Source organism: Streptomyces sp. NBC_00872 (genome assembly GCF_045161915.1).
Taxonomy (GTDB): Bacteria; Actinomycetota; Actinomycetes; order Streptomycetales; family Streptomycetaceae; genus Streptomyces.
This window is the reverse complement of the sequence record NZ_CP108806.1, coordinates 5766689-5782177: the sequence shown is the minus strand read 5'-3', so window position 1 is coordinate 5782177 and position 15489 is coordinate 5766689. Positions and strand designations below refer to the sequence as shown.

Genomic DNA, 15489 nt, shown 5'->3' with positions numbered 1-15489 from the left:
ACGAGCGGACCGAGCACGGTCGACCGTCGACAGTGGCAGAAAGCGCCCGGAGGCGAACCGAGCCCTTAAAAAGAACCGACAGCCAGCCAGCCGCCGACCGCCAGTAGCAGGACCACCAGCACCGAGACCGCCCCCAGGGTGAGCCGGCGCTTGCGTACCGTCTCCGCCTTGTGGCGGGCCGAGCCCGGCCTGCGCTGGCCCGGGGAGCGGGGTGCGCGGGCCGTGCCGCGGGCGCCGCCCGCCAGTTCGTCCGGGCCCGGGACGCGCATGCTCGTGTGGGTGTCCCGGTTGGAGTCGGGCGCCGCGCCCGGGACGAGCGGGACCGCGCCGCGGCGGCGCGGTCGCTCGGGGGCCGGCTGCCCCGGCTCCTCGTACGGGGACGGCGGCTCGGTGGGTTCCGCGTCGGGCTCGTCCACGTCCAGCGGGGGGATGCCCGCCAGCAGCGGCAGCTGTTCGCGCAGCCGGGCCGCCAGCTCGGACGCGCGCAGCCGGGAGGCCGGGGCCTTGGCCAGGCACTGCACCAGGAGCTGCCACAGCTCCTCGGGGATACCGGGGAGCGGGACGACGGTCTCGGTGACATGCCGGCGCAGTACGGCGCCGGGGTGGCCGCCGCCGAACGGTGTGAAGCCCGCCAGCAGCTCGTACAGGACCGTGGCCAGCGCGTAGATGTCGACAGCCGCGCGCGGTGGCAGGCCCTCGACGATCTCGGGCGCCAGATAGTCGGGGGTGCCGATGATCCTGGTCGCCTTGGTGCGCCGCGGGGTGTCGATCAGCTTCGCGACCCCGAAGTCGGTCAGCAGCGCCGGGTGCGCGCCGCCGGGGCCGAGCGGGCCCTCCATGTCGAGCAGGATGTTCTCCGGCTTGACGTCGCGGTGGACGATTCCGGCCGCGTGCGCGGCGGCGAGACCGTCGGCGACGTCGGCGATGATCGCGACCGCCGCCTCGGGGGCGAGCCGGCGCTCCCGGTCGAGCCGGGTACGCAGATCCGTGCCGCGGACCAGTTCCATGACCAGCGCCAGATCGTTGCCGTCCACGACGAGATCACGGACGCCGACCACCCGGGGATGGTCGAGCCCGAGCAGGGCGGTGCGTTCCTGTACGAAGCGCCCGACCAGTTCCTGGTCGGAGGCGAGATCCTCACGCAACAGCTTGATGGCCACGGGCCCTTCGGGCCCTTCCCCGAGCCACACCGTGCCCGCGCTGCCCCGCCCCAGAATCTGATGGGCGGTGTACCGGCTGCCGATATTCCGTGCCAAGACTGCTCCCTCAGCGGCTGGCGTTACCCATCAAAGTACGCGGGTATCGGGGCTTTCCGTACGGGATCCCGGGGGTTGTCCCCCCTGGGATCACTGCCCCGGAAGCGAACCCGAGCCGGAGCCCGGGTCCGAACCGCCCAGCTCCGAGAACCAGTCCGTCACCGTCGAAAACGCGTCACTTATGGCCGTCCAGTAGCTCTTGCCCTCGGCGACCCAGTCCTGAAGAGGTGTCAGTTCCCAGATGAGCCAGCCCGCGACGAAGAGCAGGACGAGTGTGAACAGACAGCCCTTGAGACAGCCCAGACCGGGGATCCGCATCGGATTCGCGCCGCGCTGCCGCGGCTCGCGCGGCTGACGCGGTACCGGCTGCTGGGGCGGTGGCTGAGGGGGCGCGTACTGCTGCTGCCGCGGCGGTTGGTACCGCTGCTGCTGGGGCTGAGGGGGCTGGGGCGCGTACTGCTGCGGGGGCCGGTCCTGGCGCTGGGGCCGCTGCTGCTGACGCGCGGGCGGCTGCTGGGGCGGCGGCTGCTGCTGGTGCCGGGGGGCCTGCGGACGCTGCGGACGGCGGCGCAGCGGGTCCTGGTCCGGGTCCAGATACTGCACCTGGGTCTGCTCGTTGCGGTCGCGCGCGGCCTGGAGCTGGCTCTGCCAGGGGTGCGGGCCCTCGGGCTCCGGTGTCCCGTCGGGGCGCGGCGGTACGGGCGGCATGACCGCCGTCGGGTCGGCGGCGCCGGACGGTCCGCCGAATCCCGGGCCGCCGGGTCCGCCCGTGGAGGGCATGACGCTGGTCGCCGCGTTCGGATCGTACGAGCCCGCGTTGCTCGGCAGGACCTGTGTCGGGTCGGCGGCACCGGGCAGATCGGGCACCGGCGCGGGCGCCGGGTCGGGCGCGAGCAGTGCGCCGACACCCAGTGCCGCGTCGACCTGGGCGGGGCTGGAGTGCACCCCGACACCGGCGGCGACGGTCCGCAGGGCGCGGGCGAGGTTCTGGGCGCTGGGCCGCTGGGCCGGGTCCTTGCGCAGACAGCGCTCTATGACCGTCCACAGCGGCTCGGGCACGGTGGTCGGGCGGCGGGGCTCCTCGCTGAGATGGCGGTGGAGCACCTCCAGCGCGGTCGCGCCGGCGAACGGCGGATGGCCGGTGACCAGTTCGTACAGCAGGATGCCCGCGCCGTAGATGTCGACGGCGGAGGTCTGCGGGCGGCCTTCGGCGGACTCCGGCGCGACATAGGCGGGGGTGCCGACGAACTCGTGTGTACGGGTCAGTCCCGGGGAGTCGGCGAGACGGGCGATGCCGAAGTCCGTGAGCATCGGGTGCATCCCGGCGCCGTCGTCCTTCAGGAGGACGTTGGCGGGCTTGAGGTCCCGGTGCACGACGCCGTCGGCGTGGCTGGCGGCGAGCGCGTCCGCGATCTGGGCGGTCAGCAGGGCCGCCGCGACCGGGGAGAACGGGCCGTTGTCCCGCAGATAGCGGTGCAGATCGGGACCGTCGACGAGATCCATGACGAGCGCGAGGAGATCGCCCTCCACGACCAGGTCGCGGGTGCGCACGATATTGGGGTGGGTGAGCCGGAGCAGCACGGAGCGCTCGCGCAGGAAGCGCATCACGACGTCCGCGTCGTTCGCCAGCTCTTCCTTGAGGACCTTGATCGCGACAGTCTCGCCGGGCTGGCCGGCCACGGCCGCCTCGGCGCCCGCGGTCTCCCGCTGACGGGCGCGCCAGACGGTGCCCGTGGCACCGCGTCCGAGCGGCTCTTCGAGCAGGTACTTGCTGCCTACCGGCCGCACGTCATGCGCTCCCTGCTGGTCGTGGTCTTCCGTGCCCCGGGCGCCCCGGGCTTCCGACCCACTTTAGACCGCCCGAACGGGTCCCCGAACGGATCACGGAACGGATCACCGGCCGGTCATCTTCCTGTCCCGCACCGGTCGCGTTCGGAGGAAAGACGCTCACATCCGGCGGTTGGTTGCCGAACAGCAGGTCGGAGGGCATCACAGATGGTCACAAGCTGTCTCGAAGCGACGAACAGGCAGGCACTTTTGCGCCAACAGCCGACTATTCAAGATCACTTGCCCTCGGCCGCCGGGCGTGTTGTCACTGGCAGGTGCGAGGATGCCCCCAGCACGCGAAGGTGTGGAGTGGGGAGTCGCACCGTCCGTGCCGACCTGTACCGGGCGACGCGTCCGTGCGTGGTGGGGGGAATCACAGAGCGTCCCCCTGCCGGGCACCCCGCGCAGAAGGGACCGCTGACGGCCATGCAGATCCGGCTGACCGTCCTCGCGCCACGCGGCGGCCACGCCGCGGGACGCGCGTGCGACGTGCTCGTCACCGCCCCGGCCGGGACGGCGCTGGCCGCCGTCGCCTCCGCCCTCGCCACCGCCGTCTCGGGCCCGGACGCCTCCGGCGCCGTCGTGGTGTACGCGGGCCGGGAGCGGCTCGACGCCCAGCGCTGCGCCCTCGGCGAGCCGCCGCTGATCGACGGCGCGGTGCTCTCGCTCCAGGTCCCCGGCGAGGACGACGCGCCCTCGGACGACGCACCGGCCCAGCTCCATGTGGTGGCGGGTCCGGACGCGGGCGGGGTGCATCTCCTGCACGGAGGACGGATCAGAATCGGCCGCTCCGCCGACGCCGACGTCCCTCTGGACGACCCGGACGTGTCACGGATCCACTGCGCGGTGACGGTCGCCGACGACGGCCGGGTCTCCGTCGCCGATCTGGGATCCACGAACGGCACGACGCTGGAGGGCGCCCCCGTCGGCGACCGTCCGGTGCCGCTCGCGCCCGGCGCGCTGCTGCGGCTCGGTGAGTCCGTGCTCAGGCTCACCTCGGGCGGCCGTCCGGCCGCGCTCTCCACGGCCCCGGACGGCGAGGGCCATCTGCGGATCGTCCGTCCCGGAGGACCCGGAGGACCCGGAGGACCGGGCGGTCCTGGCGGTCCTGGCGGTCCCGGTACGGCGGAAGCCCAGGACCCCGCCGGTGCGGACGGCCCGGGAGGACTCCCGTACGGCCCGGCCGCCGGAAGCGGTCAGGGCGGCTCCGGCCGGCCGGCGCGCGCCACCGGAAGCGGTCCGGCGACGGGTGCGTACGGCACGGGCGGATTCGGCACGGACGGCTCGGGATACGGACCGGAGGGCGCCTCACCGGGCCCGCAGTACGGCAGCGGTCTGCGCGAGCCCGCTCCCGCGCACGGCGGCCCGGCATCCGGCGCCCGGGACGGCGCGGCGGCCGGACCGGGCCCCGCTCCCGGCACGGCCGGCGACACGGACACGGAGTCCCGGGGGCGTGGCGAAGGTCATACGGCCCGTGGATACGGCGGCTCGGTGCCGGCCGGCGCCTCCAGCCGGGTCCTGGGCCCGCAGTACGGCAATCCCCCCGGCGCCCCGCGCGTGCCCGATCCCCGCAGCGCCGATACGCATTACGGCTTCCGCGGCCGTATGGAGGACGCCCCGGACGGGGCCCACAGCAGGGCGGGCGCGCCGGAGCCCGCGGACGGCGCCCCCTGGCAGACGGAGAGCGGCGCCCGGCAGTCCGGCGCGGGCCCGGCCGAGGACGGCCCGCACTCCCACAGCCGTACGTCCGGACCCCGGCGGCAGCCCACCCCCGCGCGGGGCACCGAATCACCCGAGGCGGCGGCCCGGCGGCGGGGCGGCATAGGCGCCTGGGCGCGGCGTCTCACCGGCGGCCGGGACGAGGAGCTGCCCGAAGCCGGTCCGGGCGGTCCCGGCGGGTCCGGTGCGGGCGCCGGACCCGCCCCGCTCGCCGAGCCCTGTCCCGACCCGGCCGAGGTGCTGCTGACCGCGCTCGGTCCCGGCCCCCGGCTGTGGGAGCGCGACAGCCGCCACCCCGACGCACTGGTCGTCCGGCTGGGCACGGCGGACCGCCCGGCCTCGGGCGCCGCGCGACCGCCGGCCGCCGCGCCGGTGACGGTCGGGCTGCGCGAGGCCGGTTCACTCGCCCTGGCGGGCCCCCGGGAGCGGCTGAGCGGTATGGCCCGCTGGACCGTGGCCCAGCTCGCCGCGCTGCACTCCCCCGCCGATCTGGAGATCGTGCTGATCTCCACGGACCGCGCCCGCACGGTGGAGGAGCGTGTCCAGGACTGGGGCTGGCTCGGCTGGCTCCCCCATACGCGGCCCGCGCACGGCCAGGACTGCCGGCTGCTGCTCGCCTTCGACCGGGACCAGGCGGGCGCCAGGACGGCGGAGCTGATCCGCCGGCTGGACGACGGCCCGCTCGGTCCCGGCTGGGCCTCCGCCGATCCCTGGACCATCACGGAGGCGGCGGCCCGCCACGACGGCCCGTACACCCTGGTGATCGTGGACGGCGATCCCGGCTCGGCGGCGCTGCGCGAGTCGACGGCGCGGCTCGCGGGCGCCGGGGCGGCGGCCGGTGTCCATCTGCTCTGTCTCGCCGAGACTCCGGCGGCCTCTCCGTTCACCCCGGTCTCCGCGACGTACGAGATGGCGTGCGCGGCCTCGCTCCCGTTCCGGGAGTGCGGGGCGGTCGCCCTGCTGAGCGGCGATGTCGCCACCTCGCTGCGGGTGCTCAGGACCTCCGTCGGCCAGCCCGCGGGGCATGGCACGGTCGCGGTGGTGGACGCGGTCTCACCGGCCTGGGCGGAGCGGTTCGGCCGGGCGCTGGCACCGCTGCGCGCCGCCGCGGCCGGCGGCCGGGGCCGTCCCACGGCGGCGCTGCCCCGATCGGCCCGGCTGCTCGACGAGTTGGGCCTCGCGCGCGCCACCCCCGCCTCCCTGATGGCCCGTTGGGCGTCCGCGGCGGACGGTACGGGCGACTGCACGGCGGTCCTCGGCGCCGGGCCGCGCGGCCCGCTGAGCGTGGATCTCACGGAGGAGGGCCCGCATCTGCTGATCGAGGGCCCGGCGGGCAGCGGCCGTACGGAACTGCTGCGCTCCGTCGCCGCCTCGCTCGCGGCGGCGGCCCGGCCCGACCGGCTGGGGCTGCTGCTGGTCGACGGCGCGGGGGGCGAGCGCGGTGAAGGGCTCTCGGTCTGTACGGAACTGCCGCATGTGACCGAGCATCTCATCGCCTCCGACCCGGTCAGGATGCGGGAGTTCGCCCAGGCGCTGGGCGCCGAGCTGAAGCGGCGGGCCGAGCTGCTGGGCACCGCGCACTTCGACGAGTGGCACAGCGAACAGGACGCGCGCGAGGTGTCGGAGCGGCTGATCGGCCAGCGCGCGCCGAGCGCCGCCGAGCAACGGACCGTACGGCGCGGCGAGTCGGGCGCCGACCAGTCGGAGCGGCAGCCGGACGGTTCACGCCAGGACGGGTCACGCCACGACGGATCACGCGGCGACGGGCACCGTGGCGACGGCCACCGCGGCGACGGGCTCCGTGGCGAACCGGAGTCGCCCGCCCGGGGCACGCTCAGACTCCGTACCACCATGGGCCGTCCCGCTCCCGGACAGCGGCCCGCGCCGCTGCCCCGGCTCGTCGTGCTCGTCGACGACTTCGACGCCCTGGTCGCGCCCGCGCTCGGCAGCCCGGGACGGCCGGCGGCCGGTTCCGTCGTCCGGGCCCTGGAGGCCGTGGCCAGGGACGGCGAGCGTCTCGGGGTGCATCTCGTGGCGGCCTCGGCGCGCCCCGAGCGCACGGTCGACACGGAGCTGGCGCAGGGCGCGCGGCTGCGGGTCGTGCTGGACGCGCCGTCCGTCACGCCCTCGCCCGACGATCCGGCGCCGGGCCGGGGCAGGCTCGGACATCCGGACGGCCGGGTCACCCCGTTCCAGGGCGGCAGGGTCACCGGGCGCATTCCGCGCACGGCGACGCTCAGGCCCACGGTCGCGGTGGTGGAGTGGGAGCGGATGGGCGATCCGCCGGCCCGCCGTCCGGTCAGGGAGCTGGGCAACGGACCGACGGATCTCGCGCTGCTCGCCAGCGCGCTCGACCGGGCCGCGCGCTCGGTGGACGCCGTCCCTGTCGCCCCACTGACCCCGGCTCACCCATGACCATCCCGGGCTCACCCGTGAAACCCCGAAGATCCCTTTACGTCCATCGCTCCACGTCACGAGCCCATCACGATCACCGAGTTGGCACCGACAGCGGTATTGCGGCGCCCGGTCACCCCGCGTAGGACTGTGCGCACGGGACGAGTGCAGCGCCGCCAACGTCACGGCCGCGCCGCCGGTTCCACCCGCGTAGAACCGTACGCACCAGGACAGAGACGGGGCAGTGATGGGCACAACTCGTAGAGCAGGCAAGGCGCTTGGCACGGGCCGAGGGGGATGGGGCACCCGCAGGGCCGCCGTGGCGATCGTCGCCGTCGGTGCCGTGGCCCTCAGCGGCTGCGGCGGCGATTCGGGCGACGACAAGGGCTCGGACGGCGGCGCGAGCAAGGAGCCCGCCGCGGCCAGCGTCCAACTGCCCAAGCTCGACGGCGAGAACATCCAGGTGGCGGCTGTCTGGACCGGGCCGGAGCAGGAGAACTTCACCAAGGTTCTGACGGAGTTCGAGAAGCGCACCGGCGCGAAGGTCACGTTCGTCCCCGCGCAGGACCCGATCGTCAACTTCCTCGGTACGAAAATAGCCGGTGGCAGCCCTCCGGACGTGGCGATGCTGCCTCAGGTCGGCGCGATCCAGCAGGCCGTGGAGAAGAAGTGGGCCAAGCCGGCCGGCGCCGAGGCGAAGGCCCAGCTCACCAAGAACTACAGCAAGGTCTGGCAGGACCTCGGCGCGGTGGACGGCGAGCAGTACGGCGTCTACTTCAAGGCCGCCAACAAGTCCCTGGTCTGGTACAACAACGCCGCGTTCGAGAACGCGGGCGCGTCGGTGCCCAAGACCTGGACCGACTTCCTGTCCACGGCCGAGACGATCTCGGCGTCGGGCGTCACCCCGGTCTCGGTCGGCGGCGCCGACGGCTGGACCCTCACCGACTGGTTCGAGAACATCTATCTCTCCCAGGCGGGCCCGGAGAAGTACGACCAGCTCGCCCAGCACGAGATCCCCTGGACCGACGGTTCCGTGCGGGACGCGCTGACCACGCTCGGCCAGCTCTTCGGCAAGCCGGCCCTGATCGCGGGCGGCGCGGACGGCGCGCTCCAGACCGAGTTCCCCGCCTCCGTCACCCAGACCTTCACCGGCGGCGACCAGCCCAAGGCCGCGATGGTCTTCGAGGGTGACTTCGTCGGTATCAACATCGCCGAGACCGAGGCCAAGATCGGTACGGACGCCAAGGTCTTCCCGTTCCCGGCGGTCGGCCCCGACGCCCCGGTGGTGACGGGCGGCGACGCGGCCGTGGCGCTCAAGGACAGCAAGGGCGCCCAGGCGCTGCTGACCTTCCTGGCCTCCACGGACGCCGCGAAGATCTGGGCGGAGTCGGGCGGCTTCGTCTCGCCGAACAAGTCCCTGGACACCGCCGCGTACCCGAACGACGTCCAGCGCGACATCGCCAAGGCGCTGATCGCCGCGGGCGACGACGTCCGCTTCGACATGTCGGACCAGATGCCGCAGTCGTTCGGCGGTACCCCCGGCAAGGGTGAGTGGAAGGCGCTTCAGGACTTCCTGAAGAACCCGAAGGACGTCGCGGGGGCCCAGCAGAAGCTGGAGTCGGACGCGGCCAAGGCGTACCAGAGCTGACGCGATGACGTCGGCGGCGACGGGGGGCACCACGCCGGTGCCCCCCGGTACACACAAACGCAAGAGCGTGACAGGCACACGTAAACTCGTCGCGGCCGGCTTTCTGCTGCCCGCGCTGGTGCTGCTGGGCGCGCTCGTGGTCTACCCCATCGGGTACTCGGTCTACCGCTCCTTCTTCGACAAGTCCGGTGACTCCTTCGCCGGGTTCGACAACTATGTGGAGATCTTCACCGACGACACCATCCTGACCGCGGTCCAGAACAACGCGATCTGGGTGGTGGTGGCGCCCACCGTCGCCACGGCTCTCGGTCTGATCTTCGCCGTACTCACCGAACGGGTGCGCTGGGGCACGGCGTTCAAGCTGATCGTCTTCATGCCGATGGCGATCTCGATGCTCGCCGCGGGCATCATCTTCCGGCTGGTGTACGAGCAGGACCCGGACCGCGGGGTCGCCAACGCGGTCTGGGTGGGCGTGCACGACACCTTCAACGAGTCGGCGGGCTTCCCCAACGCCCATCCGCTGCCGGTGCATCCGCTGGAGCCGGCGGGCGGCGGCGCGTTCATCACCAAGGAGCCCGTGCGCGCGGGCAGTCCGGTCCAGTTGCCGCTGGTGGGCGTGGCACCGGCGAAGATGCCGTCCGACGCGGGGACCGCCAGGGCGGCGACGGCCGAGGACGGCCGGGTCACCGGCACCGCCTGGCTGGACTTCACCCGGGGCGGCGGCGGCAGGCCCAATGTCATCGACACCCGCGAACTCGGCCTCAGGGGCATCGCGGTGGAGGCCGTCAAGGACGGCAAGGTGGTCGCCTCGGCGACGGCCGGGGCCGACGGTACGTTCAGCCTGCCCGCGGCGGCCGACGGGGCCCGGCTCAGACTCCCCGAGGCCAACTTCAGAGAGCCGTACAACGGCGTGGACTGGCTCGGTCCCTCCCTGGTCACCCCGGCCATCATCGGCAGCTATCTGTGGATGTGGGCCGGGTTCGCGATGGTGCTGATCGCGGCGGGGCTGGCGAGCGTGCCCCGGGAACTCATGGAGGCCGCCCGGGTGGACGGCGCCAACGAGTGGCAGGTCTTCCGCCGGATCACCGTGCCGCTGCTGGCGCCGGTCCTCGCGGTCGTCCTGGTCACGCTGATGATCAATGTGTTGAAGATCTTCGACCTGGTCTTCATCATCGCGCCGGGCTCGTCGCAGGACGACGCGAATGTGCTGGCGCTCCAGCTCTACCGCTCGTCGTTCGGCACGGACGCGGATCTCGGGGTCGGCAGCGCCATCGCCGTACTGCTGCTCCTGCTGGTGATCCCGGTGATGCTCTTCAATGTCCGGCGGATGCGGAAGGAGACACGTCGATGAACTCCGACCGTCTCCCCCGGCCCGCCCCCGCTCCCGCCCACTGCCGGGAGTCCGGGGACCGCCCCCCGGGACAGCACAGCGACGCACGGCGGACGCGACGGGAGACACGCCGATGACCACGGACGATACGACGGTCAAGGCGCGGCAGCCCCTCGCCGGCCGGATCGCGGCCCGCGCGGGCGGCGGCGCGATGCGGGTCTTTCTGATCCTGGTCGGCCTGTTCTGGCTGATGCCGACGATCGGGCTGCTGCTCTCCTCGCTGCGCGACTCCTCGGACATCGCCGGAAGCGGCTGGTGGCAGGTCTTCACGGCCCCCGCCCAGCTCACCACCGAGAACTACTCGCGGCTCCTCGACAACGACACGATCACCAACTCGCTGTTCTCCACGATCCTGATCACCGTCCCCTCGACGGTCCTGGTCGTGGTGATCGGCTCGCTGGCCGGATACGCCTTCGCCTGGATGGACTTCCCCGGCCGCGACTGGTGGTTCCTGGTGGTCGTGGGGCTGCTGGTGGTCCCGGTACAGGTCGCCCTGGTGCCGGTCTCGAAGCTGTTCGGCGCCATCGGCATCTTCGAGACGACCTTCGGCGTGGTCATCTTCCATGTCTCCTTCGGTCTCCCCTTCGCGATCTTCCTGCTGCGGAACTTCTTCGCGGAGATCCCGAAGGAGCTGCTGGAGGCGGCCCGGCTCGACGGGGCGGGCGAGATACGGCTGTTCACACGGGTGGTGATGCCGCTCGGCGGTCCCGCGATCGCCTCGCTCGGCATCTTCCAGTTCCTCTGGGTCTGGAACGACATGCTGGTCGCGCTGATCTTCGCGGACTCGGACAGCCCGCCGATCACGGTCGCGCTCCAGCAGCAGGTACGGCAGTTCGGCAACAACATCGACGTGCTGGCGCCCGGCGCCTTCGTCTCGATGGTGATTCCGCTGGTCGTGTTCTTCGCGTTCCAGCGGCAGTTCGTGACGGGTGTGATGGCGGGAGCCGTCAAGTAACCGTCAGTCGCGCGTCAACCGCACGCCGCAGGGCGTCGCGGGACGCCGTACGGAGAAGCCCGGGGAGGGCCGGTCACGGGACGGCCGGCCCTCCCCGCCTCCCGTACGGCACGCCGGCCGGACAGGACGCCCTCGGCCGGGGACGACACCGTCAGCCGGACACGGCACATCAGCCGTGGCGGACCGCCGCCACCGCCGAGGCCGCCAGATCGTCCAGATACCCCTTGGGCAGATCACCGCGGACCACCACCAGCCGCCAGTAGAGCGGTCCGACGATCAGATCGAGGGCCCGGTCCGCGTCCGCGCCCTCCGGGAGCTCGCCCCGTTCGACGGCCTCCCGGACGATCACCGCGGCGATACCCCGCTGTCCGTCCAGCAGCGCCGTCTTGATCGCGTCGGCGATCTCGGGATGGCGGGCCGCCTCCACCAGCAGATCCGGGATGACCTGCGAGGCGACCGGGTGACGCAGGGCATGGGAGGCCACTTCCAGCAGGGCCCGCACATCGCCGTAGAGCGAACCGGTCGAGGGAGCGGGCAGCCCCTGCGCCGCGAAGGCGGAGACCAGATCGAGGACGAGCGCCAGCTTGGACTTCCACCGGCGGTAGACGGCGGTCTTGCCGACGCCCGCCCGGCGCGCGATGCCCTCGATGGACATCCGGGCGAAGCCGACCGCGGCCAGTTCCTCGAAGACGGCGGCGCGGATGGCGTCGGTCACATCCTCCCGGAGCACGGCGGCTCCCGCGGGGACACGGCGTGAGGTGCGGGGGTCCGTGGTCATGGACACCGAGCATAGCGTCACCACGGCGTTACGACGACACGGTTGCGTCGCGACGTACTCCGACCTACCTTGGTCGTCACGACGATACGGTCCCGTTCCGTCGCGAGCTCTCCTTGAGCGCCCCCCTCAGCGCTGTAGCGCCGTCCCAGCCGACGTCGAAAGCCGACATTCGTGAGCCAGCCGATCGCACCGACCGCACCAGCCCCCGGCCCGGACCGGGCGCCGGACCCCGCGCCCCGGACACCCGGGACATCTCCGCCCAGGACCCCGTCCCGGTCCGCCGCCGGGACCGACACCGAGACCGACCTCAGCGCCCTCGCCCGCCGGCACGGACTGAGGGTGAGCGGCGCCCGGCCGACGCTGCCCGAGTATCTCCGCGGCCTCTGGTCACGGCGGCACTTCATCACCGCCTTCGCCACCGCCCGGCTCACCGCTCAGTACAGCCAGGCGAAGCTCGGCCAGATCTGGCAGATCATGACCCCGCTCCTCAACGCGGCGGTCTACTACTTCATCTTCGGCATCCTGCTCGGCACCAGGAAGGGTGTGCCGGACTTCGTCCCGTTCCTGGTCACGGGCGTCTTCATCTGGACCTTCACCGCCAGCTCGATCATGGCGGGCACCCGTGCGATCTCCGGGAACCTCGGTCTCGTACGGGCCCTGCACTTCCCACGCGCCGCCCTGCCGATCGCCCTCGCCCTCCAGCAGCTCCAGCAACTGCTCTTCTCCATGGCCGCGCTCACGGTGATCCTGGTCTGCTTCGGCCAGTACCCCGGGCCGAGCTGGCTGCTGGTGCCGCCGGTCCTGGCGCTCCAGTCGCTGTTCAACACCGGCGTCTCGATGGCCGTGGCGCGGCTGGCGGCCAGGACCCCGGACATCTCCCAGCTCATGCCGTTCGTCCTGCGCACCTGGATGTACGCGTCGGGCGTGATGTGGAGCGTCGACAAGGTGGCCGACAACGCCCAGCTGCCGCACTGGGTCGCGGTGGCCCTGGAGTGCAATCCGGCCGCCGTCTATATCGATCTGATGCGTTTCGCGCTCATCGACAGCTTCACCGCCGACCGGCTGCCCCCGCACATCTGGGCCGTGGCCCTCGGCTGGGCCCTCTTCGCCGGGATCGGCGGATTCTTGTTCTTCTGGAAGGCCGAGGAGGAGTACGGACGTGGCTGACCGCATCCCCGACGACACCAGCGACGACCTCACCGGCGCGACCGATCCCACCGGCACCACCGCCGACACCGCCGGAACCACCGACCCCACCGGCACCACCGGCACCGTCGCCGAACGCGTCCCCACCGTCGTCGCCGACGGGGTCCACATCACCTATACGGTCCATGGCACCCGGAGCGGCCGGGGCAGCGCCACCTCCGCCCTGAGCCGGATCGTCTCGCGCCGGGGCACCCCCGGCGCGCGCCAGGTGCACGCCGTACGGGGTGTCAGCTTCGCGGCGTACAAGGGCGAGGCGATCGGTCTGATCGGCTCCAACGGATCGGGCAAGTCGACCCTGCTCAAGGCCGTCGCGGGGCTGCTGCCGCCGACGAAGGGCAGGATCTTCACCCGCGGCCAGCCCTCGCTCCTCGGCGTCAACGCGGCGCTGATGAGCGATCTGACGGGCGAGCGCAATGTCATCCTCGGCGGGCTGGCGATGGGCATGTCCCGCGAGCAGGTACGGGAGCGCTACGACGACATCGTGGAGTTCTCCGGGATCAACGAGAAGGACGACTTCATCTCGCTGCCGATGCGGACGTACTCCTCGGGCATGGGCGCCCGGCTGCGCTTCTCGATCGCCGCCGCCAAGAGCCATGAGGTCCTGCTGATCGACGAGGCCCTCTCCACCGGTGACGCCAGCTTCCAGCGCCGCAGCCAGCAGCGCATCACCGAACTCCGCAAGGAGGCGGGCACGGTCTTCCTGGTCAGCCACAGCAACAAGACGATCACCGAGACCTGCGACCGGGCGCTCTGGCTGGAGTCGGGGACGCTGCGGATGGACGGCCCGGCGGAGGAGGTCGTCGCGGCGTACGAGGAGTTCACCGGCAAGAAGAAATAACGCCGGAAACAGCGCCAATTCGGGTTAATGTGCCGGTCGATGACAAACCGTCCGACCGGCACGGCCGGCGCCCCCGAGCCCACGTCCGCCCGTACGCCCCTCGATCCGTCCGCACGCGGCTCCGACCGTGCCTCCACCCGTGCCCGCGCCCGCGCCTTCGCCCGGATTCCCCGGATTCCGCGTATCCCCCTTGGCCCCCGGATCCCCCGGACCGTCCGCCGCCCCGGCCGCCGTGCGCTGCTCACCTGCGCGGTCTGGACCGTCTGGGTCCTGACACGGCTGGCGATGCTCTGGCTGATCCTGCACGACACCCTCGGCGTGGGCGCGGTCGGCCGCGAGGTGCACGGCGTCTACCGGCACTGGTACGAGCAGCTCAAGCTGGGCTCGTACCCGCTCGACGATGTGACCTGGCAGTACCCGCCGGGCGCCGGAGCGGTGCTGCTCTTCCCCGCGCTGCTGCCGTGGCTGACGTACTTCCAGGCGTTCGTCGCCCTGGCCCTGCTCTCCGACGTGGTCATCACCCTCGCCCTGACGGTGGCGGGGCGCGGCCCGGGATCATCGGCCACCGGGGTCTGGCTGTGGGTGTGCGGACTGCCGCTGCTGCTGCACACCCCGCTCGTGCGCTACGACGTACAGGCCACCGCCCTCGCCGTACTCGCCCTGCTCACGGTCCGCCGCCATCCCCTGACCGGCGGGGTGCTCGCCGGGCTCGGCGCGATGGTGAAGGTCTGGCCGGCGCTGACCCTGCTGGGTACGCCCCGGGGCCGTACGACCCGCGCCGCCTGGATCTCCGCCGCGGTCGGCGCTCTCGCGCTGCTGGGTGTTCTCGCCCTGCACTTCTCGCGCCCGCTGGACTTTCTGCGGCAGCAGGGCGGCCGGGGCGTCCAGATCGAGTCGCTCGGCGGCACCGCGCTCTCCCTGGCCCGGCTGGCGGGCTGGTCCGGCAGCGTCGAATACCGTTACGGCGCCTTCGAGTTCACCGGTCCGCATGTGCCGGTCGTATCGCTGGCCGCGCTGTCGCTGACCGCGTCGGCCTTCTGCTGGCTGCTCCTGTGGCGGGTACGTGCCGTCCGCTGGACGACGGCCACCCCGTTCGACGCGGCGCTGACGGCCGTGCTCCTCTTCACCGTCACCAGCCGGGTGATCAGCCCGCAGTATCTGATCTGGCTGCTGGGACTGGCCGCGGTCTGTCTCACCTCACGGGCGACCACCCAGCGCCCGGTCGCGCTGCTGCTGCTCCCCGCGACGGCCCTCAGCGCCGTCGGCTACCCCGTGCTCTATCTGGACGTCATGGCGGTCACCCCGCTGGGCTGTGGGGTGATGGCGCTCAGAAACGGACTTCTGCTGGCGGCGGCGCTGCTGGCCTGCCGACGGCTGTGGACCGGAACACGGGGAGGAGCGCCCGGCTAGTGCGGTGACCGGACGCCCCTCGCCTGTCCTCAGCCGGTCACCGCCGGACGGCCGGACGGCCGGACTTG

At 72.7% G+C, this 15489-nt stretch carries 10 protein-coding genes; 7 read left to right on the top strand and 3 right to left on the bottom strand.

Annotated elements, in window-relative coordinates:
* Window positions 1-65: 65 nt before the first annotated feature.
* Both OG214_RS24835 and OG214_RS24830 read right to left on the bottom strand, forming a co-directional pair.
* On the bottom strand, window positions 66-1256 hold the full coding sequence (locus OG214_RS24835) for a protein kinase domain-containing protein (RefSeq protein ID WP_405986000.1): 1191 nt from the start codon (window positions 1254-1256) through the stop codon (window positions 66-68).
* Between the two features lie 90 nt (window positions 1257-1346).
* Entirely contained in the window at window positions 1347-3044 is a 1698-nt protein-coding gene (locus OG214_RS24830; protein WP_383037100.1) for a serine/threonine-protein kinase, read from the bottom strand.
* A 465-nt stretch (window positions 3045-3509) separates the two neighbouring features.
* Between OG214_RS24830 and OG214_RS24825 the strand changes: the two genes are divergently transcribed.
* The 4 genes from OG214_RS24825 (at window position 3510) to OG214_RS24810 (ending at window position 11189) form a co-directional block, all read left to right on the top strand.
* On the top strand, window positions 3510-7217 hold the full coding sequence (locus OG214_RS24825) for an FtsK/SpoIIIE domain-containing protein (RefSeq protein WP_405985999.1): 3708 nt from the start codon (window positions 3510-3512) through the stop codon (window positions 7215-7217).
* 226 nt (window positions 7218-7443) lie between these two features.
* Window positions 7444-8844, top strand: coding sequence for an ABC transporter substrate-binding protein (locus tag OG214_RS24820; RefSeq protein WP_363083695.1), 1401 nt, complete (start codon window positions 7444-7446; stop codon window positions 8842-8844).
* Between the two features lie 4 nt (window positions 8845-8848).
* Window positions 8849-10195, top strand: a complete 1347-nt coding sequence (locus tag OG214_RS24815) for a carbohydrate ABC transporter permease (protein WP_405985998.1) — start codon at window positions 8849-8851, stop codon at window positions 10193-10195.
* 112 nt (window positions 10196-10307) lie between these two features.
* Window positions 10308-11189 carry a carbohydrate ABC transporter permease gene (locus OG214_RS24810; protein ID WP_363083698.1) on the top strand — a complete coding sequence of 294 codons (882 nt, stop codon included), beginning with the start codon at window positions 10308-10310 and terminating at the stop codon, window positions 11187-11189.
* Between the two features lie 169 nt (window positions 11190-11358).
* Here the strand turns inward: OG214_RS24810 and OG214_RS24805 are convergent, their stop codons facing one another.
* Window positions 11359-11967 carry a TetR/AcrR family transcriptional regulator gene (locus tag OG214_RS24805; RefSeq protein WP_363083699.1) on the bottom strand — a complete coding sequence of 203 codons (609 nt, stop codon included), beginning with the start codon at window positions 11965-11967 and terminating at the stop codon, window positions 11359-11361.
* 171 nt (window positions 11968-12138) lie between these two features.
* Between OG214_RS24805 and OG214_RS24800 the strand changes: the two genes are divergently transcribed.
* From OG214_RS24800 to OG214_RS24790, 3 genes are all read left to right on the top strand, one after another.
* Window positions 12139-13134, top strand: a complete 996-nt coding sequence (locus OG214_RS24800; protein WP_405985997.1) for an ABC transporter permease — start codon at window positions 12139-12141, stop codon at window positions 13132-13134.
* A 148-nt stretch (window positions 13135-13282) separates the two neighbouring features.
* Complete coding sequence (locus OG214_RS24795; RefSeq protein ID WP_405987609.1) at window positions 13283-14011, top strand: ABC transporter ATP-binding protein; 729 nt, start codon at window positions 13283-13285, stop codon at window positions 14009-14011.
* Window positions 14012-14050: 39 nt separating this feature from the next.
* Window positions 14051-15421, top strand: coding sequence for a glycosyltransferase 87 family protein (locus OG214_RS24790; protein ID WP_405985996.1), 1371 nt, complete (start codon window positions 14051-14053; stop codon window positions 15419-15421).
* Window positions 15422-15489: the final 68 nt, after the last annotated feature.